The organism is Rhodococcus sp. I2R (assembly GCF_020889545.1).
Lineage (GTDB): Bacteria > Actinomycetota > Actinomycetes > Mycobacteriales > Mycobacteriaceae > Rhodococcoides.
Map to the genome: position 1 here is coordinate 10,039 of NZ_JAHUTG010000015.1, position 22,758 is coordinate 32,796.

Here is a 22,758-nt window from a genome sequence, read left to right on the forward strand (position 1 = left end):
TCCTGTTGTGCGCGAAATAGACGATTTGGCGCACAACAGGAGGTTAAATCGCGAAATCAGGGCAGCGGGGGCAGGGTGGTGCTCCCGAGCCAGGGCTCCCAGAAGTCGCGGGGGCACCCGAAACGGGAAGCGAGGTCGGTGAAGTCGACTGTGCTCACCGTCGAGTAGCGGTACTTCGACGTCCATTCTCGGATGAGTTCGAAGAACTTGTCGTCGCCGATCGTGGTGCGCAGAGCATGCAACGTCAACGCCCCGCGCTTGTACACGCGGTCGTCGAACATCTTGTCCGGTCCGGGGTCGGCGAGCACGAGATCTCGGGGGAGTCCGCGCTGCATCTGGTGGACGCGACGAGCTTTGGCGGCTGCGGGCGCACCGTCGGCGTGCTCGCACCACACCCATTCGGAATAGCACGCGAACCCCTCGTGCAACCAGATGTCCTTCCATTTGCCCAGGGTCAGTGAGTTGCCGAACCACTGATGCGCCAACTCGTGCGCGACGAGTCGCTCGAAGTTGCGAGTCCCCGAACAGTGGTTGGCGCCGAAGATCGACAACCCTTGCGCCTCGATGGGGATCTCGAGGTCATCGTCGGTGACCACGACGGTGTACGCGGCGAACGGGTACGGTCCGTACAGCCGGGAGAAGGTGCTCATCATCTCGGTCTGACGGCCGAAATCGTAGTCGAAATTACGTCGAAGCCGTTGCGGGAGAACAGCTTTGATCTCGACGGGCCCTCTGCTGGTGATGTGTTGGCTGTAGTGGCCGATCTGAATGGTGGCCAAGTACGTCGCCATCGGTTCGGGCTGCTCGTACACCCACGTCGTGCGGCTGGCGCGCGTCTGCTTTCGCATCAACGTGCCGTTGGCCACCGCGTAGTACGGCGAGTCCGTGGTGATGGTGATGCCGTAGCTGGCTTTCGAGACCGGGTGGTCGTCACACGGGAACCACGACGCCGCCCCGTTCGGCTGACTCGCCACGATCGCCCCCTCGGTCAACTCCTCCCAGCCGACCTCACCCCAGAAACCCTTGATGGGTTCGGGAGTACCGCTGTACTGGATGGATACCACCAGAGCAGCCCCGGAGGCGATGGGCTTGGCGGGAGTGATCGTCAGCTTGCCGCGCTGGTGGGCGAACTTCACCGAGCGTGAACCGTTGACCGATACCTTCGAGACCCGCAGCGCAGGACCGAGATCGAACGCGAACTTCGCGACCGTCGCCGTCGTGACGGCGGTGATCTTCGCTCGGCCGGCGAGTCTGTTGCTCTCGACCTTGTATTCGAGGTCCAGCTCGTACCGCGAGACGCGGTAGCCGCGATTGCCGTTCTCGGGGAGATAGTCGTCGATCGGGTCGCTGTTCGCGCCGTGGTCGAACACGGGTGCCACCAGCTTGGACCGGTCGGACTTCACTCAGTTCTCCTCGGCGGGCATGATGCGTGCGTAGGGGTCGCCCTTTGCCCACGGCGCGATCGGATTGCCCTGCCACCGTGTGTGGTCCGGCACGGTGTCCCCGCGCATCACCAGCGATGCAGGACCGACTGTGGCCCCCTCGCCGATACCTGCGGCGGGAAGTGCCACGCAGTGTGGTCCCAGAGTTGCGCCCTTTCCGAGTGTCACGCTGTCCATGGACATGATCCGATCATGGAACAGATGTGTCTGAACAACGCACCCTCGATTGACCGTCGCCCCGTCTTCGAGCGTCACGAGGTCTGCCTCGGGCAGCCAATACGTTTCACACCACACCCCTCGACCGATATCGGCGCCCAACCAGCGTAACCACATGTTCAGTACCGCAGTACCCTCTGCGGCGCGCGCGAACCATGGCGCGGCCACCATCTCGACGAACGTGTCCGCGACCTCGTTGCGCCATACGAAAGAACTCCACAGCGGATGCTCGACCTTGTCGATGCGGCCCACCCACATCCACTTCGCCGCCGCTGACACTCCGGCGGCGACGGCGCCGGCGATGAGTAACACCACCCCACTCAGCAGTGCGGCGAGCCACCAGCCGCAATTCTCGGCCAGAGCCGTGAGACCGAACAGCACCCCGAGTCCGATGCCGAACGTGACCATGACGGGCAACAAACGGCAGGTCTCGACGAGCGAGCGGGCGATTTTGAGCTTGGTCGGCGGATCGAAGGTGCGGGAGGAGTCTGCTCGTCCCGCGGCCCGGCGCAACCGCACCGGCGGGCTGCCCAGCCACGACGAACCGGACTTGGCCTTGTCCGGTGTCGCGGACAGTACCGCGACCAGTCCGTTCTTGGGGACAGTGCGACCCGGCCCGGTCATGCCGGAGTTGCCGAGGAACGCGCGCTTGCCGACCTTCGCGTCACCGAGGTGCATCCACCCGCCGCCGAGCTCGTAGCTGGCGACCATCGTGTCGTCGGCGAGGAAGGCACCATCGGCGACAGTGGTGAACTTGGGAATCATCAGCACGGTGGACGCTTCGACGTCCTTGCCGATCTTGGCGCCGAGGAGTCGAAGCCAGTGTGGGGTGAGCAGGCCCGCGTAGATCGGGAACAAGAACGTACGGGCGGAGTCCATGAGACGTTCCGTCGCCCACACCTGCCAGCCGATGCGGCTACGCACAGGGTGATAGCCCTCGGTGAGTCCGATGCTGAGAACGCGCACCGCGACAAGAGTGATCAGTGCGAAGGTGCCCAGCGAGACGAGCGTCGCGACCGGCAGCATGATCGCGGCGCGACCGAGCGCGCCGGTCAGCGTCGACGCTGTGTGCAACCACCAGCCCATCAGCACCAGCGAGACACCGATGGAGAAGATCGCCATCCCGGACAGGAACAGTGATGCCACCCCGTAGGCGAGCACCCAATGAGTGGCGCGGGGCGGGGCCTCCTGCGGCCAAGGATGTTCGGCTTTGCCGACTTTCGTCGCCGGCGACCCGGACCAGAGCTGGCCCGCTTTGACCCGACCGACGACGGCGGAACCGGCACTGACGACCGCGTTCTTGCCGATGGACGTACCCGGGAGCACCGTCGAGCGGGCCCCGACAGCGGCGCCCGCGCCGATCTTGATCTCACCGATGTAGACGATGTCGCCGTCGATCCAATGGCCGCTGAGATCGACCTCGGGTTCGACCGAGCACCCGTCGCCCAGCTCGAGCATTCCCGTCACCGGCGGCAAGGTGTGCAAGTCGACGCCCTTGCCGATCTTCGCGCCCAGCGCGCGGGCGTAGTAGACCATCCACGGCGCACCGGACAGGTTCGACGCCCCGCTCGCGTCGGTCAACCGCGTCGCCGCCCACAGGCGAACGTGCATGCTGCCGCCGCGCCGGTACGCACCCGGTTTCAGCCCGGCCAGCAAGATTCGGGAACCGACCACCGAGATGGCCATACGCCCGACCGGGGTGATGAAGAGAACGAACGCGAGGAGAATCCACCACCACGACACCGTCGGCGCCCAGGTCACGTCGGCAAACCAGGACATGACGTTGAACAGAATGCCGAGCCAGGTGACCCACTGCAGGCCCGTCAGCGTCGTCAGCGGGACCGTAGCCGCGATCTGCGCCCACTGAGCGGTGCGTGAGGTGGGTTCGACGTCACGCGGAACCACCTCGAGAGGCGGTTTCAGCTCGTCGAGGTACCGGGCCAGCGACCCGAGCCGAGGATGGTCGTAGAGCTGCGCGACGGTGATTTCCGGGAATCTCTCCCGCAGCGCCGTCACCAACTGTGCGGCCGACAACGAGCCGCCGCCGTTCTGGAAGAAATCGGCGTTCTCGTCGGTGACCTGGGCACCGAGGATGTTGGTCCACAGCTGCGCCACCCAGCCGGCGGTTCCGTCCAGATCCGCGGCCTCGGCTTTTCCTGGGAGCGGCCAGGGTAGTGCGTTCCGATCGACCTTGCCCGAGGTGCGTGTGGGCATCTCCTCGACGAGCGCGAGGCGCGGCACCAGTGCCGCGGGAAGCTGCTCGGCGAGCAGGGTGCGCGCAGCGTCGAGGTCGAAGTTGGGATCGGTGCTGGCCAGGTATCCGACCAACACGGAATTGCCGGTACCGGTCTTGCGGACGGCGGCGGCCGCACCGCCGACACCGGGAAGCGACTGCAACGCATTGTCGATCTCGCCGAGCTCGATGCGTCGGCCGCCGAGCTTGATCTGATCGTCGGCGCGGCCCTGGAACAGCAAACCTTCGAGCTCGAGTTTGACCAGGTCACCACTGCGGTAGGCGCGGTCCCACCCGAGCGTCGGCATTGGCGCGTACTTCTCGGCGTCCTTCGCCGGGTCCAGGTAGCGTGCGAGTCCGACTCCGCCGATGACGAGCTCACCGACCTCGCCGACGGAAACTGGCTTGCCGGCTCCGTCGACGACGGCGAGATCCCAGCCGTCGAGCGGTAGACCGATGCGGACCGGGCCTTTGCCGTCCATGATCGACGCGCATGCCACGACGGTGGCCTCGGTGGGTCCGTACGTGTTCCATACCTCACGGCCGTCGACAGCGAGGCGTTCGGCGAGCTCCGGCGGGCAGGCCTCGCCGCCGAAGATCAGCAAGCGAACCGCTTCCAGTGCGACGGCAGGCCACAGCGCGGCGAGGGTGGGAACCGTCGACACGACGGTGATGTCGCGCGAGACGAGCCAGGGGCCGAGATCGAAACCGCTTCGTACCAGCGAACGCGGGGCAGGCACCAGGCAGGCGCCGTGGCGCCACGCGAGCCACATCTCCTCACATGAGGCGTCGAACGCAACGGACAGTCCTGCCAGCACCCGGTCACCCGGGCCCAGCGGATCGTCTTGCATGAACATGCGGGCTTCTGCATCGACGAAGGCCGCGGCGTTGCGGTGACTGACGGCGACACCCTTGGGAGTCCCGGTCGAGCCCGAGGTGAAGATGACCCAGGCGTCGTCCTCTGGTGCCGGGATGGTGAGAGTCTCCGGCGCTGGAGTGTCCTGCTTGTCTGCCGTACCGGCGGCGATGCCGCCTGCCGTCACGACCGCGGTGACCTTGGCCTCGCCGAACACCAGCTCGGCGCGTTCGTCCGGATCATCGGCATCGACGGGCACATACGCCGCCCCGACGTTGAGGATCGACAGGATGGCGACGTACAGAGAGAAGGAGCCGGACGGCATCCGGATGCCGACGCGATCACCGCGTCGAACTCCGGCCCGGGCCAGCCACTGCGCGCCCTCGTCGATGTCCTCGAGAAGTTCGCGGTAGGTGACCGACACCGACCCGTCGTCGATGGCGGTGGCGTCGGGGAAGCGCGAGGTGGTCGCACGCAAGATGTCGATGAGGGTGCGCGGGCTCGGAGCACGCTCCGAGCGCAGATATACATCAGGTACGGCGGCAGTGGGCTGAGCGTCTGCCGATTCCGATTGTGATTGCACGGACAACCGGGTTTCCTTCATCTCGTCGGGCACTCGTAGGTCGTTGATCGTTATCTCATGTTCGGTTGGCCTGCAGGTGAACAGTCTTTACGAGCTCGGCACCGGGGCAGTCTACTCGGGAAGGGGCCTTCGGCCCATGTGAGTGGTTGTACATAACCTGGCACGTACAACCACTCACATGGGGTGGTCTTGTTGCCGTGGCGCGATCGAAGAGTGGTCATCACGGGGCATCCACCGAAGACGTACCAGGAGGAACAAGCGAGGCAATCCCGGTGCCGAATCCACGCGCGCGGCGCATGCGGTTAGCATCGCTGGATGAGTGCGAGTGCGTTGCGGCCGGCCGCTGGTGGCGGCGCAGGCATCTTGATCTCTGCCGCACCTCGTCGGGATCGTGTTGGGCTGCGGGTTCGATCCAAACCCCGTAGTTCGGCGCCCTTACCCGAGGAGTACACCGCATGTCATCCACCTCAGCCGTTCGTGTCGCAGTCGGTCGTCGCGGTGCGTGGACCGAAATCACCGACGGGTCACCAGCCGACAACGCATCGCCGCATGAAACGCTCCGGCGCATCCACGCCGCCGACCTGCGCGAAAGCCAGCAGATTCGTCTTCGAGCACGTTCCGAGGCCATTGCGGCAGGTGACGACGCTGACAGCGTCGCAGTCTTCCTCGACGTCGAGATCTGGATCGCCGACGATGCGCGCACCGCTCGCCGGGAGTTCGCGGCCTCGAACGGCCCGGCGGTACCGAGCTCGATCCGGTACGTCGGGACGCCGTCCGGGCTCGCCGGTCTGATCGCCGACATCGGAGCAGCCGCGGTCGCAGACGGTGTCACCTTGATCCCCGTCGGTGCCGATACGCGCGCACTCGCAGCCGTCGCCCTCGGTGTGGTGCCGTGGCTCGAGAAGCGAGGAGTGGTGTTCTCTGCCGCCGCCGTGCGTGCAGCGACGGGAATGCTCCCCGGTGACGGTGTGATCGCGTCGTGACGGCATTCTCGATGCGCGCTCAGGTGACGCGGACCGCGAGCCCGGCAGTGATCCGCAACAGCTCGGAATAACTGGTTCGGAAGACCGTGTTGGGATGCCCGGCCGCCGCCCACACTTCTGGGTGATCGCCGAGCGTTTCGTCGATGTACGTCGGCAGATTGGTCGGGTGACCTACCGGCGCGATGCCGCCGAGCGGTTGCCCCGTCGAGTGCTTCACCAGCTCCAGCGGCGCACGGGTCAGCGTGCCGCCGAGCCGTGCGCCCGTCGCTGTCATATCGACCTCGTGATCACCCGAGACCAGCACCAGCACCGGATCGTCGTCGAGTAGGAACACCAACGATTTCACGATCGCGCCGACGGGCACCCCCAGCGACCGAGCAGCGGCGGCCGCGGTTGCGGTCGGCTCGGGTGCGGTGATGACGACCCCGTGATGCCCGCGCGAGATCAAGATGTCGGCCACGTGGGCGGCGTTCGGATGTAGAAGCCGGGGCATGTACTCGAGGATATTGCCACAGCCCGAAATTCGCAGTCATCACGCGGTTTCCAGACATCACCCGTTTGCGGTTGTCTAGGCAGTGACGTTGCCGAAGAGCCGCAATCGCGCCATGCCACCGTCGGGGAAGATGTCCATCCTCACCTCGGACACCGGTTCGTCTTCGTCGATGAGGAATCGGTGGCGAGTGTCCGGTTGCAGCCGGGTGCGGGGGAGAAGTTCGACCCACTCGCCATCGTCGAGGCGACCCTTCAGCGACGCCGCGCCCGGTGCGTTGCCGATGAAGCAGGTGGTGTCGAGTTCGGCCAGTCGGACAGTGCCGGTGCCTGCCAAGGTCACCTGCACCCAGTCGTTGGATCCGCTTCGGCGACGGGAGGTCTCCCAGCCTTCGCCCATCGAACGCGGTGGGCCGGGCAGCAGCAGGTTGTTCGGTGAGCTGTAGAACATGTTCGAGCACGCGGAGATGTATCCGCCGTTCTCGAGAGCGGCCAGATCGAATGGGCCGGCGGCGGCGAAACCCGGGTCCGGGCGCCCGCGTCCGAGGACACGCAGTCGTGCGACCCCGCCGTCCGGGTAGATGGACAGCTTGACGTGCGTCCATCGCTCGTCCGAGGTGACGTCGAAGCGGTTCTCGCTGTCGCCCTGAACAGGGCTGACCGCCACGATGGTCTTCCATTCGGCGTTCTCGTACAGCTCCTGCGCCGACGGGAAGCCGTCTACCGACGCCGCTTCCACGGAAATGCGGGGCGGGTAGTTGCCGGTGAACCAGGCTGTGTCGACGATGATGGTGCGGATCACACCGGGAGCCCCCAGCCGGACGATCGCCTCGTCGTACCCGTCCTCGCGACGACGGCGCGTCTCCCAACCGTCGTAGATCTGGCCTTTGTGCCCGAAGGTTGCACTCTGGTAGTCGGGCTTGCCCGGTTTGACCAGATTCTCTTTCTCCGCAAAGGTTTCGTCGTTCGCCCAGACGACCGCGCCGCCCAGGGTTCGGACGGCCAGATCGGGTAGGGGGAGCGGGAACGTTGCGGTCATGCCGGTCAGGATACTGGCTGCTGCTCTTCGTGCCTGTCCGACGATCGGGTCCTGCGAGCGGTGAATACGAGCAGCAACGCGACGCCGACGACGGCATACAGAGCCAGCGCGAGCGCCGGTTGCCCCAGTCCGGTGCCGGAGAAGTACACGATGCTGCGGACGCCCTCGGTGCCGACGCCCGGTGTGATCCAGCGACCGACCGCGGCATAGAACTCGGGTAGTACGTTGGGTCCGAAAGCGCCTCCTGCGCTGGGGTTTCCGAGAATGACGAAGACGATGATGGCAATCGGAACGGCGGCGACTCCGATCGCTGCTCGTAGGCCGAGCGTGAACACCGATGTGGCGAAGACGACTCCGGCGCCGAGAAGCCACAGCGGAAACCAATGGCCGGCGAAGGTTCCGAGGATATGGGTGACGAGCCACGCCCCCAGTGCGCCGGACAACACCGAATGCGCGGCGAAGACCCCGAGTTGAGATGCGGCCTCTCGCAGCGAGTTCGGGGCGCCGACGAGTAGTCCGATGGCAGCGGCCAGGAGGTAGCCGCCGACCACCCAGCCCACTGCGAGGTAGAAGCCGGACAAGCCGCGATTGTCGTGGATGCCCACTGGAATCTCGTCGCGCACGACGAACTGACGGTTCTGTGACTGTTCCACCTCGGTGAAGATCGACTCCAGCGCAGCGGAGATGGAACTACCTGCCGCGCTCGCGGTGACGAGGGTGTCCGTGCCCGAGGGGCTCAGGACGTAGGCGCCGAGGATCTCACGGTCACGAAGCAGAGTGCGGGCCTCGCCGGTGTTGTCGGCGGTTCGCGCGGCCAAGGGGGCGCCGTCGATGGCGTTCAATCTCGCTGCGGTGTCGACGGCGATATCGGCGGGCAGGCCCTGTTCGGCGACGACAGCGATGGGAATGTCCCGAGGCGTCGGTTGGTGGAACGCCGCCACGTAGCTCGCGATGAAACCGAGCTGCAGTATCAGCACCCCGAACGCGAGCCAACAAATCCTGCGCATACGAACTCCTTCGACATTGTGGATATCGACATTGTGGATACCTGAGGTATTGAATACTCTAGGTATCGTGAGTGCTGAAGGGCAAGAAGCGTGGCCACCGACACAGCCGTCGCGTTCCGGTGGGCCGCTGCCTCGGCCCGGGCGGGAAAACGTCCGTGAACGGCTGCTCGATGCGGCTGCCGAGGAGTTCACCGACAACGGGTACGCGGCGGCGAGGTTGCAGGACATCGCCCGTCGCGCGGGTTTCACCAAGGGTGCCGTCTACTCCAACTTCGACTCCAAGCAGGCGCTCTTTGCTCAGTTGCTGGCCAAGAAGTCGATGGATCTCGCCGCCCGGGTCATCGAGACCGTCTCGGGGCTGGGACCGGGTGACGCCGCAGGACGAAGTGGCGACGCCATCGCGTCGTGGCTCGTCGACGAGCCGCGTTGGCCACTGTTGGTGACCGAATTCGCCATTCAAGCGGGCCGCGACCCGGCGCTCAACGGTGCGTATCGGAGTGAACGTCGTCACTTACGAAGCGAACTCGAGGCGTTGATCCGCGAGCGGGCGGCAGCATGGGGGGTGCAGGATTCGCTCGATGCGCGCGGAGTTGCGACGTCACTGCTGGCCGTGATCTCGGGTCTGGCCGTCGAACACTCGGTGGATCCCGAGCAGATCGATCAGCGGGCCATCGGTGATGCGATCACCGAATTGTTTCTAGGCGCGATTTCCCGCGCCGCGGAACGTGGTTGATTCGGTCACTACCGGGTAACCCTCGATCATGTCTGCTGAGAACCCTGATCCGAGTGAAACTGCCGGCCTCGAACGCGGTGGCAGCGTCACGCCCGGTGACACTCCACCCGCGGAGACAGGCGTCGGCGGGCCCCAGCATGAACCACCGCAGCGAACACTGAAGTTGCCGGTGATCTTCCTCGGTGTGCTCGGGGTAGTGGTGCTCATCGTGGTCATCGGTCTCATCGGCCGAGTTATCGGCCTGATCTAACCCAGCTTTTCAGAACGGCCAGCCCTCTTCCGGTCCCAAGACTCGCTCGATTCTGGTGTGGTTGATCTTGGCGAGCTCATCGCGCATGACTTTGCGCTCGGTCTCCAGGCTGTTGTCGAGCCGGTGTCCGAGATCGATGAGTATCAACCGCGAGTCCGGCTCGTCCTCGGCCGTGCCATCTTCGGGCACCGGCGGGGACACGATGTATCCGTAGCCATAGCGCTCGACATACATACGGCACGCGTCGATGAACACGCTCTGCGTGGCAGCGTCCATCCCCGAGCACACCTTCCCTGCCGATCGATGCGTGGAAACGATGCGGTCGACGTCGGCGTCGGACAATTGTCCGAGCTCGTCGTCGGCGCGCGCCATGAGTTCGGCGTATGACCTGAATGGCCGGGCGTCGGCAACCCGGGATGCCCACGTGAACGAGCAGCAGCATTCGTACAGCGCGTGGATGGCTTTGCGACGCGGTAGGTCGTTGAACGTCTCCAACCCAAGACCCCAGTGCATCATCATGGAAGTCATGATGGGCCGCGCATGGGGCAAAGCGCCAGAGAACAACTACGGTGTTTCCCCAGGTGTTACGCGGCGTAACAAGCCGCGCCTCCCGGAGGCCGCGCTCTCGCGCAAGTGTAGAAGAGCGACCCATTAGGCTCGGCAAGATGACGGAACGTAACTGGAACGCATTCTCGGTCGAGATTTCCGACCATGTCGCTGCGGTGACGCTGCTCGGGCCTGGCAAGGGCAACGCGATGGGTCACGATTTCTGGACCGAGTGCCCGCAGCTGTTCGCCGAGCTCGATGCCGATCCCGAGGTTCGGGCGATTCTCCTGACAGGTTCCGGCAAGCACTTCACCTACGGTTTGGATCTCGCCGCCATGGGCGGCGAGTTCGCGCCGCTGATGGCGGACAAGGCGCTGGCGGGTCCGCGCACGGTTTTCCACGACATGATCAAGAGGATGCAGCTTGCAACCAACGCGGTTGCAGATTGTCGCAAGCCCGTCGTGGCAGCCGTGCACGGCTGGTGCATCGGCGGTGGCCTCGATCTGATCAGCGCAGCGGACATTCGCTACGCCAGCGCGGACGCCAAGTTCAGTGTCCGAGAGGTAAAGGTCGCGATCGTCGCGGACATGGGCTCACTGGCACGGCTTCCGGCCATCATCGGTGACGGGCACCTGCGTGAGCTCGCCTTGACGGGCAAGGACATCGATGCTGCGCGCGCCGAGAAGATCGGCCTGGTCAATGACGTGTTCGCCGATTACGACGCACTGCTAGAGGGGGCGCGCGCGACGGCGGCGGAGATCGCGGCGAACGCGCCACTGGTGGTGCAGGGCGTGAAGACGGTGCTCGATCATTCGCGTTCGGCTGCTGTCCACGACAGCCTCCGCTACGTGGCAGCGTGGAATGCGGCGTTCCTGGCCTCGAACGATCTGACGGAAGCAATCACGGCAGTCTTCGAGAAACGCCCGGCGAACTTCAGCGGCAGCTGACATGGATACAGAAGCGGCAGCTGAGATGGATACAGAAGCGGCAGCTGAGATGGATACAGAAGCGGCAGCTGAGATGGAGGAATGCGCCGAGGAACTCGGTACGCAGTTAGTTCGGCTGCAGCGGTTGCGTGAGCGGAAGTTGGCCCAGTTGTCGGCCGAGTCCGGTGGCGTGGAGGGCGCGGCGTTCGTGTGCCTGTTTCGACTTTTCCGGGACGGTCCGATGCGGTCGAGCGAGTTGGCGGCTTTGGTGAATTCTGATCCGTCGACCGTGAGCAGGCAGGTCAGCCAGTTGGTCGACCACGGTCATGTGGAGCGAGTGCGTGACGAGAAGGACGGTCGCGCGTATGTGTTGGCGGTGACGGAGAAGGGCCGCGAGGTTGCCGATCGGATGCTTCGCAAGCGGACGATTCATCTCGGTGCGGTGATCCAGAACTGGGCGCGGGAGGATCGTGTTGCGTTGGTGAATCTGTTGGATCGGTTCCTCACCGACTACGAGAAAGTTCAACCGAGCCGGCCGTGAGCCAGAGCGCTCGGCAGGTGCACGCTGGGCTCACGCGCACCTGCCGATCTGTCAGCGAAGCGCGCTCTTGGGGTCGTTCCAGAGCTGGTCGGTGAAGTCTTCCAACGCAACGAGGACGAGGTCGTCCTCGGCGCGCCGGAGGATGGACTTGCTCGCGCGGACCTGAACGACATCCCCGGTCTTGTCGGTCATGCGCCACAGGGAGTCGGCGCGGGTAGCGACGGTGGTGAGGAACATGTCTGCGACGTTGACACCCTCGGGTGCCTGGTCGGGGAAGATGTCATGCAGGTGGAAATCGGCCCGCTCGGACCTGTCGGTGCCGAACAGTTCGTCGAACGCTTCGTTCGCGAAGACGATCCCGCCGCTGGGGTCGACGGCGAGAATGGGTACCGGGATTCGGTCGAGCACCACGGTGACTGGCAGGTCGGGGAACTGAGCTGGATCGGATATTGCTCGCGACTCCGAGTTCCGGCGCTCGCCCGTCGTATTGCTGTCGGTCATGGTTCTCCCCACCTGTGACTTGCCTCGGTTACCGTGCTTGCTGGTCTCGTCTGTACAAGGTCGCGATACGTGCTCAGTGCCCCGGATTGTCCGTCAAACGCTTGAACGACGCAGCGATTTCGGTTTCTGCTTCCGCGCGCCCGACCCAGTCGGCTGCCGTGACGTGCTTGTTCGGCTCCAGGTCCTTGTAGTGGACGAAGAAGTGCTTGATGGCGTCCAGTTCGAAGGTGGAGACATCGCTCAGGTCCTGAATGTGATCCCAGCGCTTGTCGCCTGCGGGAACGCAGAGCACTTTGTCGTCTCCGCCGGCTTCGTCGACCATCTTGAACATCGCGACGGGGCGCGCTTCGACGACTACTCCGGGGTAGACCGATTCGGGGAGCAGTACGAATGCGTCCAGCGGATCGCCGTCCTCGCCGAGGGTGCCTTCGATGTAGCCGTAGTCGGCCGGATAAGCCATCGCCGTGTACAGGTAGCGATCGAGGCGGACGCGACCGGTCTCGTGGTCGACCTCGTACTTGTTGCGCTGACCCTTGGGGATCTCGATGGTGACGTCGAACGGCACGTGCAGTCCTCGCTGTTCTTCTATTCGCGTACGTATGGAGTGACGCAATATGGTGGCGGCGCTAGCGTACCGGACCCGTGGATACTGTTGAAGAAGCTGCCACTGGGCAGTTCCGGCGCCGACGGTGTGGATCGACGGCCGAACTCATGTGGAGGAGCGTTGGCGGGGTTGACCAAGCGATTCTTCGGTCCGACCGCCGGTCGGAAGCGGCGTCGCGCCCGAATTCTGCTGGCACTCGGTGTGATTGTGCTGCTCGCCACGGGGGCCACCGCGGTCGCGGCGATCGTCCCGAACGTCTCCGGTGACTCGTTTCCGGAGGCGAGCGCACCGGAACCGGATCCGGTGATGCCGAGTCCAGTCATCGTTCCGCTACCGGATTCGGACTCGATTCCCACTGCGGAGGGTCTCGCTGCCGCGCTGGCTGCTGTCGTCGGTTCGGACGGGTTGGGCACGTTCTCGGGTGCTGTCGCGGACGCGGTCAGCGGTGAGGTGCTGTGGTCGCAGAATCCGGACGCGCCCATGACACCTGCGTCGACGGCGAAGCTGTTGACCGCATCCGCAGCCATGTTGGCGCTTCCGCCGGAGCACCGCGTCTTGACGCGGGTGGTCAGGGGCCAGGTCGACGGCGAGATCGTGGTGGTCGCGGCGGGCGACCCGACTTTGACGGCGCAGCCGGCCGGCAGCTCCGGGTACTACCCTGGTGCGGCGCGGATCGACGATCTGGTCGAGCAGATCGAGCGGGCGGGTGTCGAGGTGAAACGGATACTGGTGGACACCTCCGCATACAGCGGTCCGACGATGGCTCAGGGATGGTTCGAACCCGACGTCGCCGCCGGCTACATCACCCCGATCGAGCCCATCATGATCGACGGCGGCAGGTCGATTCCGCTCGAGGACGAATCTCCGCGTAGTGCGCAACCAGCATTGGACGCGGGTCGATCGTTGGCGACCGGGCTGGGAATCGATCCAGCGCTGGTCGCGATCGGCTCCGCGGCCGAGGGGGCGGACCAGGTGGCGAGCGTGCAGTCGGCCCCGCTGCGGGTCCGGCTCGGCCAGATGATGCAGCTTTCGGACAACGTCCTCGCCGAGGCGGTCGGTCGAGAGATCGCGATCGAGATGGGCCTACCCGCATCATTCGACGGTGCCGTGGACGCGGTGAGCCGGACGCTGAACTCGGTCGGCTACGACCTGTCCGGGTTGACGCTGCACGACATGAGTGGCCTGTCCGTGGACGATCGCATTCCGGCGCGGCTGCTCGATCGAATCGTGACCTCGGCGGCTGGATCTGAACGTCCCGATCTGCGCCCGATGCTCGACTACCTGCCGGTGGCAGGGTCCACCGGCACCCTGTCGGATCGGTACGCCACCAACAGCCGCATCGGCGCCGGATGGGTGCGGGCAAAAACTGGCACACTGTCGACAGCAAGCGCTCTCGCTGGATACGTCGTCGATGTTGACGGGAGAGTACTCACGTTCGCACTCATGTCCAACGACCGGCCGCCCGAAGTGAGCAGGCCCGCGTTGGATGCGGTGGCGTCGACGCTCAGATTGTGTGGTTGCCGGTGACCGACAGCACGGAAACGACAAGCAGCGACGAGACAGGCCGTGGTTTCGGGGCGTCCGTCGATTGGCGGCTGGCGTCCAAGGCCGGGTCCAAACTGGCTCCGAAAGGGCCGTCGACCTCGCGATACACCTTCGATGCCGCGTTCGCCGAGCTCGCGGATGCGTCGGTCCGCGCCGAGGGGCCGGTGCGCGAGACGACAGGGCTGGCCGACGGCCTCCCGGTTCCTGACGCCCAGATCGTCGACCGGTCCGGGTGGATCGACGCCGCAGCAGCGTCGATGAAGCACCTGACGGGCGAGGGGGAGACCTCGGGGGGAGCCGCGGGCGGCCTGGGCGGCGTGCTCGGTGGCAAGCCTGCGGGTCTGCAAGCAGGTGCGATGTTGGCCTTCCTGTCGACCGCGATCCTCGGACAGTACGACCCGTTCACCGGGGAAAACGGCACGCTGTTGCTCGTCGCACCCAACATCATCGCCGTCGAGCGGGCGCTACGTGTATCGCCGAGCGACTTCCGCCTCTGGGTGTGTTTGCACGAGGTGACACACCGGGTGCAGTTCTCCTCGGCGCCGTGGCTCGGTGAATACATGCGCGATTCGGTCTCGGTGCTGTCCGAGAGTGTGGACGAGCCGTTGACCGAGCTCGCTGCCAGGGTTTCCGGTGCCCTCAAGAACCGCAAGGAATCGCACCGGGCCGAGGACGCGGGCATCCTCGGACTGCTGCGCGCGACGCAGGCTCCGGTGCAACGCGACGCGATCGACCGTCTTCTCGTGCTCGGCACGCTGCTCGAAGGGCACGCCGATCACGTAATGGATGCCGTCGGGCCCGCGGTGGTGCCGTCGGTGCTGCAGATCCGAAGCGCGTTCGACAGTCGCCGTCGACGCAAGCAGAACCCGCTTCAGCGGGTGATTCGTGCGCTGCTCGGTATGGACGCCAAGATGGCGCAGTACGTGCGGGGGAAAGCCTTCGTGGACCACGTTGTCGGGGTTGTGGGGATGGAGCGCTTCAACACCGTGTGGACCGACGCCGGGACTTTGCCGCTGCTGGACGAGATCGAGCACCCGGACCGGTGGATCGCCCGAGTGTTGGGCTGATGTTGCCCGAGGGCCCGGCTGTTCTCGAGCTCCGACATGCGGTGCGTTCCTGGTCGGTGCAACGGACCCGCGCCGTCCCCGCCGCCACCTCCATGGCCGCCACCCCGATCGCCGTCGCCCTGTCCGGTGGCGCTGATTCGCTGGCGCTGACTGCCGCTGCCGTCGCGGAGTTCCCGGAAGTGGTGGCGCTCGTCGTCGACCACGGCCTACAACCGGGTTCCGAGGATGTCGCCGCGACCGCGGCCCGCCGCGCTGTGATGCTGGGATGCATCGATGCGACGGTGACGACGGTGCACGTCGGTGGTGATGGCGGAATGGAGGCGGCTGCGCGCCGTGCCCGCTATGCCGCGCTCGAGACGGCACGCGGTGATGCTGCGGTGTTGATCGCACACACCCTCGACGATCAGGCCGAGACTGTGCTGTTGGGTTTGGCGCGTGGGTCCGGGCCGCGATCGATCGCCGGAATGATGCCGTGGGATTCACCGTGGGGAAGGCCGTTGCTGGGCGTTCGCCGGGCGGTGACCAGGCAAGCCTGCGCCGAACTCGGGTTCGACCCGTACGAGGACCCGCAGAATGTCAGTGCGGATTTCACCCGTGTGCGTCTGCGTCACGAGGTTCTGCCGCTGCTCGAGGACGTGTTGGGTGGGGGCGTCGCTCAGGCGCTCGGGCGTACCGCCACGCAGCTCCGCGAGGATGGCGACGTGCTCGACGCCCTCGCTGACGATCTTCTGGGTGGTGCGCTCGCGGGTGATGATCTCGATGTGACGGCGCTCATAGCGGTGCCGGTGGCGCTTCGCCGGCGCGTGCTGCGGTCTTGGCTGCTCGGGGCCGGCGCGACGGGGCTTTCGGACAAGCAACTGCGATTGATCGACGACCTGGTGGGGGACTGGCGGGGGCAGGGCGGGGTCGCGGTCGGTGGGGGACCGCCCGGTGCCAGGTTGGTGGTGGGTCGGCGACGTGGCACTCTTGCACTCGAGCTGGAGTGGAGCCTGCGGAATGACTCTTGAGCTCTGGAGTGGAGCCTGCGGAATGACTCTTGATGAAACAGAACCGATGAAACAGAATCTATGAAGGGAAGCGCCGTGTACGAGGGCGATATCGAATCGATTCTCATCTCGGAGGAGCAGATCAAGGCTCGAACCGCCGAGCTCGCGGAGGAGATCGCCAAGCGTTATCCCGAGGATGCTCCCGAGGGTGACCTGTTGCTCGTCGGTGTTCTCAAGGGCGCGATCATGTTCATGACGGATTTCGCGCGGGCGTTGCCGATTCCGACCCAGCTCGAGTTCATGGCGGTGAGCTCCTACGGGTCGTCGACTTCGTCCTCGGGTGTGGTGCGCATTCTCAAGGATCTCGATCGCGACATCAACGGGCGCAACGTTCTGATCGTCGAGGACATCATCGACTCCGGTCTGACGCTGTCCTGGCTCAGGCGCAATCTCGCCACCCGCAATCCGGCGTCGCTGTCGGTGGTGACTTTGCTGCGCAAGCCGGACGCGATCAAGGTCGACGTCGAGGTCGCCAACGTGGGCTTCGACATCCCGAACGAGTTCGTCGTCGGTTACGGTCTCGATTACAACGAGCGCTACCGTGACCTGCCGTATATCGGTACGCTCGAGCCTCGCGTGTACGGCGGGTAGATTCAGGGCTTCGTTTGTTCCGTGAGCTCCTTCGTTCTCGGGTGTGACGCGTCGAACCTGTTGTTTCGTTGAGTCGGGCCACGGTGTGGGGAACCGTTGGCCCTGGGGGGACGTTGAACGATGCAGAAAGCGTGAGTTGGCGCAGCAACGCTGTGGGGCCGATGCACTTCAGGTACGGGGTGGCCGTTCGCGGTAGCCTGGAGCATCCGGTGTGCGGCCGGAATCCGCGCATCGGAGTTGACTGGAAAGGACGAGGCCGTCTCGGCTGAAGCTGTATGAATCGGAAGACAGTTATACGGAACCTGGCCATCGTTTTCGGCATTCTGATGGTGATCTTCGCCTTCAGCTACTTCGGAAACGACACGCGCGACTGGAAGGCCGTCGACACGTCTGTGGCGATCGCGCAGCTCGATTCGCAGAACGTCGAGAAGGCGCAGATCGACGACCGTGAGCAGCAGGTTCGCCTGACTCTGAAGGAAGGCAACGACGCCACGGAGGGCGAGACTCAGATTCTCGCGAAATACCCGGATTCGGCGTCGGAAACCATTTTCGACAAGGTCAGCACGGACGGGCTGGACAGCTACAACACCGTCGTCTCCCAGGACAGCTGGTTGTCCTCGCTGTTGCTGTTCGTGCTGCCGATGGTTCTTCTGCTCGGCGTGTTCATCTTCATCATGATGAAGATGCAGGGTGGTGGACGTGGCGGTGTGATGGGCTTCGGGAAGTCGAAGGCCAAGCAGCTCACCAAGGACATGCCGAAGACTACTTTCCAGGATGTCGCGGGCGCCGACGAAGCTGTCGAAGAACTGTACGAGATCAAGGATTTCCTGCAGAATCCAGCGCGATACCAGGCGCTCGGCGCCAAGATTCCGCGCGGCGTTCTGCTCTACGGTCCTCCGGGAACCGGCAAGACTCTCCTCGCGCGTGCGGTCGCGGGCGAGTCGGGGGTGCCCTTCTTCACCATCTCGGGTTCCGATTTCGTCGAGATGTTCGTCGGTGTCGGCGCCTCTCGCGTGCGTGACCTCTTCGAGCAGGCCAAGCAGAACAGCCCGTGCATCATCTTCGTCGACGAGATCGACGCAGTCGGTCGTCAGCGCGGCGCAGGTATGGGCGGCGGTCACGACGAGCGTGAGCAGACGCTGAACCAGCTTCTCGTCGAGATGGACGGTTTCGGTGAGCGCACCGGTGTCATTCTCATTGCTGCGACCAACCGTCCCGACATCCTCGACCCCGCTCTTCTGCGTCCCGGTCGTTTCGATCGTCAGATCCCGGTCGGCGCCCCCGACCTCGCTGGCCGGCGCGCGATTCTGGCCGTTCACTCGGCGGGCAAGCCTGTTGCGCACGACGCCGATCTCGAAGGTCTCGCCAAGCGCACCGTCGGGATGTCCGGCGCCGATCTCGCCAATGTCATCAACGAGGCTGCGTTGCTGACCGCCAGGGAGAACGGCACCGTGATCACCGAGGCCGCGCTCGAGGAGTCGGTCGACCGTGTCGTCGGCGGGCCGCGACGCAAGAGCCGCATCATCAGCGAACACGAAAAGAAGATCACTGCCTACCACGAGGGCGGCCACACGCTGGCTGCGTGGGCGATGCCCGATATCGAGCCCGTCTACAAGGTGACCATCCTTGCGCGTGGACGCACCGGCGGACACGCCATGACCGTCCCCGAGGACGACAAGGGATTGATGACGCGCTCGGAGATGATCGCGCGTCTCGTCATGGCGATGGGCGGACGAGCCGCCGAGGAGTTGGTGTTCCACGAGCCGACCACCGGAGCGTCCTCGGATATCGATCAGGCGACGAAGATTGCTCGCGCGATGGTCACCGAGTACGGCATGAGCAGCAAGCTCGGAGCTGTCCGTTACGGCCAGGAGCAGGGTGACCCGTTCCTCGGGCGTTCGATGGGCGTGCAGTCGGACTTCTCGCACGAGGTCGCGCGTGAGATCGACGAAGAGGTCCGCAAGCTCATCGAGGCCGCTCATACCGAGGCCTGGGCCATTCTCAACGAGTATCGAGACGTGCTGGACCGGTTGGCATCCGAACTGCTCGAGCGGGAGACACTCACCCGCAAGGATCTCGAGAAGATCTTCACCGATGTCGCCAAGCGTCCTCGCATTACCGCGTTCAACGACTTCGGTGAGCGAGTGCCGTCGGACAAGCCGCCGGTCAAGACGCCGGGCGAGCTGGCGATCGAGCGTGGCGAGCCATGGCCGCCGAAGCCGATTGCTCCGAAGGTGGCTCCGCCGCAACAGTTTCCGCAGCCCAGCTACGCCGGTCCGCCGCAGCTGTCCAAGGGTGCCCCGGACAGCTATGCAGGATCTTCTCGACCGACCGGGTACACCAACGGTGCCCCCGATGGCGGCGCCAATGCCAACGGTGGCTCGAACAACGGTGGCCCCCGAAGCAACGGTGGCCCCTACGAGAACGGTCCCTACGGTGCAGCCCCGGGCAACGGAGCACACAGCGGTGGTGCACACAGCGGTGGAGCACAGCACGGCAGCGGCCCGAACGGTAGCGGCCTGAACGACGGCGCAAATTACCGCAACCCGGATCCTCGTCCACAGGGATCACGTCCGGACTACGGCGCCCCCGCAGGCTGGTCGGCGCCGGGATGGCCGCCACGAGAAACACAGGGACCGACGGGCCGTTCCGGTGGATCCGACGCCGGAAACAGGTACAGTAACCCGCCCACGTACCAGGTTCCACCCGGGTACGGGACTCCGGCGCCCCAGAACCCGGCGCCCCAGAACCCAGCGCCCCAGAACCCGGCGCCCCAGTACCAACCGCCCCAGTATCGGCCACCGCAGTACCAGCCACCCCAGAACCAGTATCAGCCGCCCGAGTCCACGGATCCGAGCGGCGGCGGGGAGCAGCAGGGAACTACTCCCCGTTACTCGGACCCGGCAGGTCCACAATGGGATCCGCTCGGCGGGCTACCGAACGACCACCCCGATGCGTCGGAACAAGGTCGTTCCTCGGACGAGGGTCCGCGCACCCAGCGGTGGGAAGGCCCGAGCGACCGAAACTAGGTCGAGATGCCCATTTGTCGGGGCAGATGGGCATCTACAGGTGGTGTCGCGGTCGACGATAGGTCGAGAAGTCATTCCTGGGGCCAGCGGTGCCCCCAGACCGGAGGTTGAACGAACGTGTCAGTCAGGGAGATCGACGAAGAAGGCGTCCCCGCGCAGGTCGACCCGAACGAGTTGGTCGCCGTTGCGACTGGCCGTTCCTTCGATCAGGCGCGAGCCGAAGCGGCCGTACGTGAACTGCTCATCGCGGTGGGCGAGGATCCCGACCGGGAGGGCCTCGCGGACACCCCGGCCCGAGTGGCGCGCGCGTACCGCGAAATGTTCGGTGGGTTGTATGTCAACCCCGATTCGGTCTTGAACACCACGTTCGACGAGGGACATCAAGAACTCGTCCTGGTCCGCGATATCCCGATGTTCTCGACGTGCGAACACCACCTGGTCTCGTTTCACGGTGTCGCGCACGTCGGATACATCCCGGGCAAGAGCGGGAAGGTGACGGGGCTGTCCAAGCTGGCGCGGGTGGTGGACCTCTATTCCAAGCGCCCGCAGGTGCAGGAACGTCTGACGAGCCAGGTCGCCGACGCTGTGATGCGCAAACTCGACCCACGCGGTGCGATCGTCGTCATCGAAGCGGAGCATCTATGCATGGCGATGCGCGGGATCCGCAAGCCCGGAGCGAGCACCACGACGTCGGCGGTTCGTGGCCTGCTCCAATCGAGTGCGGCGTCTCGATCCGAGGCGTTGGATCTGATTCTTCGCAAATGACGAGCCCCGACGCATGACTCTGCCCGGAGCCCCGGTGGTCATGGGCGTGCTCAACGTCACGGCCGATTCGTTTTCCGACGGCGGGCGGTACCTGAACGTCGAGGCAGCGGTCGGGCACGGCGTCGAGCTGCACGGCGTGGGAGTCGACATCGTCGATGTCGGAGGTGAATCCACGCGTCCAGGAGCCGACCGCATCGACCCCGCTGTCGAGTCCGGGCGGGTAGTTCCTGTCATCTCCGCGTTGAGCGCTGCAGGTGTGACAACCAGCGTCGACACGATGCGAGCGTCGGTTGCAGCAGCAGCCATCGAGGCGGGCGTGTCCATAGTCAACGACGTATCCGGTGGACGAGCCGATCCGGACATGGCGCGGGTGGTCGCCGAAGCCGGCGTGCCATGGATTCTGATGCACTGGCGTTCCGCTGCGGAGTACACCCACACCGGTGCGGTAGCGCACTACGACGACGTCGTCGAGGACGTTCGACGCGAACTCCTGGAGCAGGTGGATCGGGCCGTCGCGGCCGGAGTCGACCCATCCGACATCGTGCTCGATCCCGGCCTCGGCTTCGCCAAGAGCGCCCAGCACAACTGGACACTGCTGCGTGCTCTCCCGGTATTCGTCGAACTGGGGATGCCGATATTGATCGGAGCCTCGCGCAAGCGCTTCCTCGGATCGCTACTTGCGGACGGTGAAACAGCGCGGCCCCCCGACGGACGTGAGACAGCGACCGCCGTCGTCTCTGCCCTGGCCATCGCAGGCGGCGCGTGGGGCGTGCGCGTGCACGATGCACGATCGACACTCGACGCCGTTGCAGTGGCGTCGGCTTGGGGGAGAGGCGGACTGTGAGCGATCGGATCGAGCTCCGCGGACTGAAGGTTCGCGGACACCACGGGGTGTTCGACTTCGAAAAACGCGACGGCCAGGACTTCGTCGTCGACATCACGGTTTGGATGGACCTGCGGCACGCCGCGGCCACCGATGACCTGAGCGAGACCATGCATTACGGGGAGCTGGCCGAGGCCGCTGCTGCGGTCGTGTCCGGTCCGGCGCGCGATCTCATCGAGACCGTCGCAGCAGAGATCGCCGACGGTGTCATGCAGGACGATCGTGTCGATGCTGTCGAAGTAGTGCTGCACAAGCCGGCCGCACCCATCCCACTGACGTTCACCGATGTCGCCGTCGTCGCGCACCGCACCCGGGCAGTGTCATGAGAGAAGGCAGTGTAATGACAAGGCGCAGCGCGTGACGGGGGTGGTGCTGTCGATCGGCAGCAACGTCGGGGACTCGCTCGGCCATCTTCGTTCGGTGGCAGCGGCCCTCGGACCGAGAATGGTGGCTGCTTCGGCGGTGTACTCGTCGGCGCCCTGGGGCGGCGTAGAGCAGCAGGACTTCCTCAATGCGGTGATCATCGCGGAGGACCCGCACACAGACCCGAGGCAATGGCTCGCCTTCGCGAGAGAATGCGAGAGCGCCGCCGACCGGGTTCGTGTCCAGCGTTGGGGGCCGCGGAGTCTCGACGTTGACCTCGTGGTCTGCCGAGATTCCGACGGCGGCGATATCGTCGGTGACGATCCCGAGCTGCTACTTCCGCATCCGCGTGCCCATCGAAGGGCCTTCGTGCTGATGCCCTGGTTGGCGGTCGAACCCGACGCGGAGCTCACCGTGGCCGGCGCTCGGCGACCGGTTGGGGAATGGCTCGCCGGCCTGGGTGAGGAAGAAAGATCCAGTGTGAGCGCCACCGAGATGCGACTGGAGACGGACCGATGAC

Annotated in this window: 22 protein-coding genes; 14 read left to right on the plus strand and 8 right to left on the minus strand. The window is 65.2% G+C overall.

Annotated features, from left to right (window positions below; all coding sequences use genetic code 11):
• Positions 1-56: 56 nt before the first annotated feature.
• Together KVY23_RS16320 and KVY23_RS16325 are read right to left on the minus strand one after the other, a co-directional pair.
• Positions 57-1,403 carry a M1 family metallopeptidase gene (locus KVY23_RS16320; protein ID WP_230557449.1) on the minus strand — a complete coding sequence of 449 codons (1,347 nt, stop codon included), beginning with the start codon at positions 1,401-1,403 and terminating at the stop codon, positions 57-59.
• Positions 1,404-5,351 (minus strand): Pls/PosA family non-ribosomal peptide synthetase, encoded by a 3,948-nt coding sequence (locus tag KVY23_RS16325; RefSeq protein ID WP_374108734.1) that lies wholly within the window; start codon positions 5,349-5,351, stop codon positions 1,404-1,406.
• Between the two features lie 434 nt (positions 5,352-5,785).
• Between KVY23_RS16325 and KVY23_RS16330 the strand changes: the two genes are divergently transcribed.
• The gene (locus tag KVY23_RS16330) at positions 5,786-6,313 is read left to right on the plus strand and encodes a hypothetical protein (RefSeq protein ID WP_230557450.1); all 528 of its coding nucleotides are present in this window, start codon (positions 5,786-5,788) and stop codon (positions 6,311-6,313) included.
• A 19-nt stretch (positions 6,314-6,332) separates the two neighbouring features.
• On the opposite strand, the gene KVY23_RS16335 is transcribed toward KVY23_RS16330, so the two are convergent.
• The 3 genes from KVY23_RS16335 to KVY23_RS16345 form a co-directional block, all read right to left on the minus strand.
• Entirely contained in the window at positions 6,333-6,806 is a 474-nt protein-coding gene (locus KVY23_RS16335) for a YbaK/EbsC family protein (protein ID WP_230557451.1), read from the minus strand.
• Between the two features lie 75 nt (positions 6,807-6,881).
• Positions 6,882-7,841: an allantoicase gene (gene alc, locus KVY23_RS16340; protein WP_230557452.1), complete on the minus strand. Its 960-nt coding sequence runs from the start codon at positions 7,839-7,841 to the stop codon at positions 6,882-6,884.
• A 5-nt stretch (positions 7,842-7,846) separates the two neighbouring features.
• Entirely contained in the window at positions 7,847-8,848 is a 1,002-nt protein-coding gene (locus KVY23_RS16345; protein ID WP_230557453.1) for a hypothetical protein, read from the minus strand.
• 67 nt (positions 8,849-8,915) lie between these two features.
• Between KVY23_RS16345 and KVY23_RS16350 the strand changes: the two genes are divergently transcribed.
• Together KVY23_RS16350 and KVY23_RS16355 are read left to right on the plus strand one after the other, a co-directional pair.
• The gene (locus KVY23_RS16350; protein ID WP_374108732.1) at positions 8,916-9,581 is read left to right on the plus strand and encodes a TetR/AcrR family transcriptional regulator; all 666 of its coding nucleotides are present in this window, start codon (positions 8,916-8,918) and stop codon (positions 9,579-9,581) included.
• A gap of 28 nt (positions 9,582-9,609) precedes the next feature.
• A complete protein-coding gene (locus tag KVY23_RS16355; protein WP_230557454.1) occupies positions 9,610-9,831 on the plus strand; it encodes a DUF6480 family protein in 222 nt (73 codons plus the stop codon).
• Between the two features lie 9 nt (positions 9,832-9,840).
• Here KVY23_RS16355 and KVY23_RS16360 read toward each other — a convergent pair whose 3' ends face one another.
• Positions 9,841-10,350 (minus strand): 2-oxo-4-hydroxy-4-carboxy-5-ureidoimidazoline decarboxylase, encoded by a 510-nt coding sequence (locus KVY23_RS16360; RefSeq protein ID WP_206509103.1) that lies wholly within the window; start codon positions 10,348-10,350, stop codon positions 9,841-9,843.
• A gap of 146 nt (positions 10,351-10,496) precedes the next feature.
• Between KVY23_RS16360 and KVY23_RS16365 the strand changes: the two genes are divergently transcribed.
• Both KVY23_RS16365 and KVY23_RS16370 read left to right on the plus strand, forming a co-directional pair.
• Positions 10,497-11,324 carry a crotonase/enoyl-CoA hydratase family protein gene (locus KVY23_RS16365; RefSeq protein ID WP_206509104.1) on the plus strand — a complete coding sequence of 276 codons (828 nt, stop codon included), beginning with the start codon at positions 10,497-10,499 and terminating at the stop codon, positions 11,322-11,324.
• Between the two features lie 49 nt (positions 11,325-11,373).
• Positions 11,374-11,844: a MarR family winged helix-turn-helix transcriptional regulator gene (locus KVY23_RS16370; RefSeq protein WP_075839433.1), complete on the plus strand. Its 471-nt coding sequence runs from the start codon at positions 11,374-11,376 to the stop codon at positions 11,842-11,844.
• Positions 11,845-11,895: 51 nt separating this feature from the next.
• Here KVY23_RS16370 and KVY23_RS16375 read toward each other — a convergent pair whose 3' ends face one another.
• On the minus strand, positions 11,896-12,345 hold the full coding sequence (locus tag KVY23_RS16375; protein ID WP_206509105.1) for a PAS domain-containing protein: 450 nt from the start codon (positions 12,343-12,345) through the stop codon (positions 11,896-11,898).
• Between the two features lie 73 nt (positions 12,346-12,418).
• Complete coding sequence (locus tag KVY23_RS16380; RefSeq protein WP_206509106.1) at positions 12,419-12,910, minus strand: inorganic diphosphatase; 492 nt, start codon at positions 12,908-12,910, stop codon at positions 12,419-12,421.
• A gap of 159 nt (positions 12,911-13,069) precedes the next feature.
• On the opposite strand from KVY23_RS16380, the gene dacB reads away from it, so the two are divergent.
• From dacB to folK, 9 genes are all read left to right on the plus strand, one after another.
• Positions 13,070-14,476: a D-alanyl-D-alanine carboxypeptidase/D-alanyl-D-alanine-endopeptidase gene (dacB, locus tag KVY23_RS16385; protein ID WP_230557519.1), complete on the plus strand. Its 1,407-nt coding sequence runs from the start codon at positions 13,070-13,072 to the stop codon at positions 14,474-14,476.
• Positions 14,473-15,561, plus strand: a complete 1,089-nt coding sequence (locus KVY23_RS16390; RefSeq protein ID WP_230557455.1) for a zinc-dependent metalloprotease — start codon at positions 14,473-14,475, stop codon at positions 15,559-15,561. The genes dacB and KVY23_RS16390 overlap by 4 nt, the downstream gene beginning before the upstream one ends.
• On the plus strand, positions 15,561-16,568 hold the full coding sequence (gene tilS, locus KVY23_RS16395) for a tRNA lysidine(34) synthetase TilS (RefSeq protein WP_230557456.1): 1,008 nt from the start codon (positions 15,561-15,563) through the stop codon (positions 16,566-16,568). Before KVY23_RS16390 ends, tilS begins: the two co-directional genes overlap by 1 nt.
• A 75-nt stretch (positions 16,569-16,643) precedes the next feature.
• Positions 16,644-17,198: a hypoxanthine phosphoribosyltransferase gene (hpt, locus tag KVY23_RS16400; RefSeq protein ID WP_075839483.1), complete on the plus strand. Its 555-nt coding sequence runs from the start codon at positions 16,644-16,646 to the stop codon at positions 17,196-17,198.
• Positions 17,199-17,473: 275 nt separating this feature from the next.
• Positions 17,474-20,227 (plus strand): ATP-dependent zinc metalloprotease FtsH, encoded by a 2,754-nt coding sequence (gene ftsH / locus KVY23_RS16405; protein ID WP_230557457.1) that lies wholly within the window; start codon positions 17,474-17,476, stop codon positions 20,225-20,227.
• A gap of 132 nt (positions 20,228-20,359) precedes the next feature.
• Positions 20,360-20,992: a GTP cyclohydrolase I FolE gene (folE, locus tag KVY23_RS16410; protein WP_230557520.1), complete on the plus strand. Its 633-nt coding sequence runs from the start codon at positions 20,360-20,362 to the stop codon at positions 20,990-20,992.
• Positions 20,993-21,005: 13 nt separating this feature from the next.
• Complete coding sequence (gene folP, locus KVY23_RS16415; RefSeq protein WP_230557458.1) at positions 21,006-21,836, plus strand: dihydropteroate synthase; 831 nt, start codon at positions 21,006-21,008, stop codon at positions 21,834-21,836.
• Positions 21,833-22,201: a dihydroneopterin aldolase gene (gene folB, locus KVY23_RS16420; RefSeq protein ID WP_075839438.1), complete on the plus strand. Its 369-nt coding sequence runs from the start codon at positions 21,833-21,835 to the stop codon at positions 22,199-22,201. The genes folP and folB overlap by 4 nt, the downstream gene beginning before the upstream one ends.
• A 31-nt stretch (positions 22,202-22,232) precedes the next feature.
• Positions 22,233-22,757: a 2-amino-4-hydroxy-6-hydroxymethyldihydropteridine diphosphokinase gene (gene folK, locus KVY23_RS16425; RefSeq protein ID WP_230557459.1), complete on the plus strand. Its 525-nt coding sequence runs from the start codon at positions 22,233-22,235 to the stop codon at positions 22,755-22,757.
• Position 22,758: the final 1 nt, after the last annotated feature.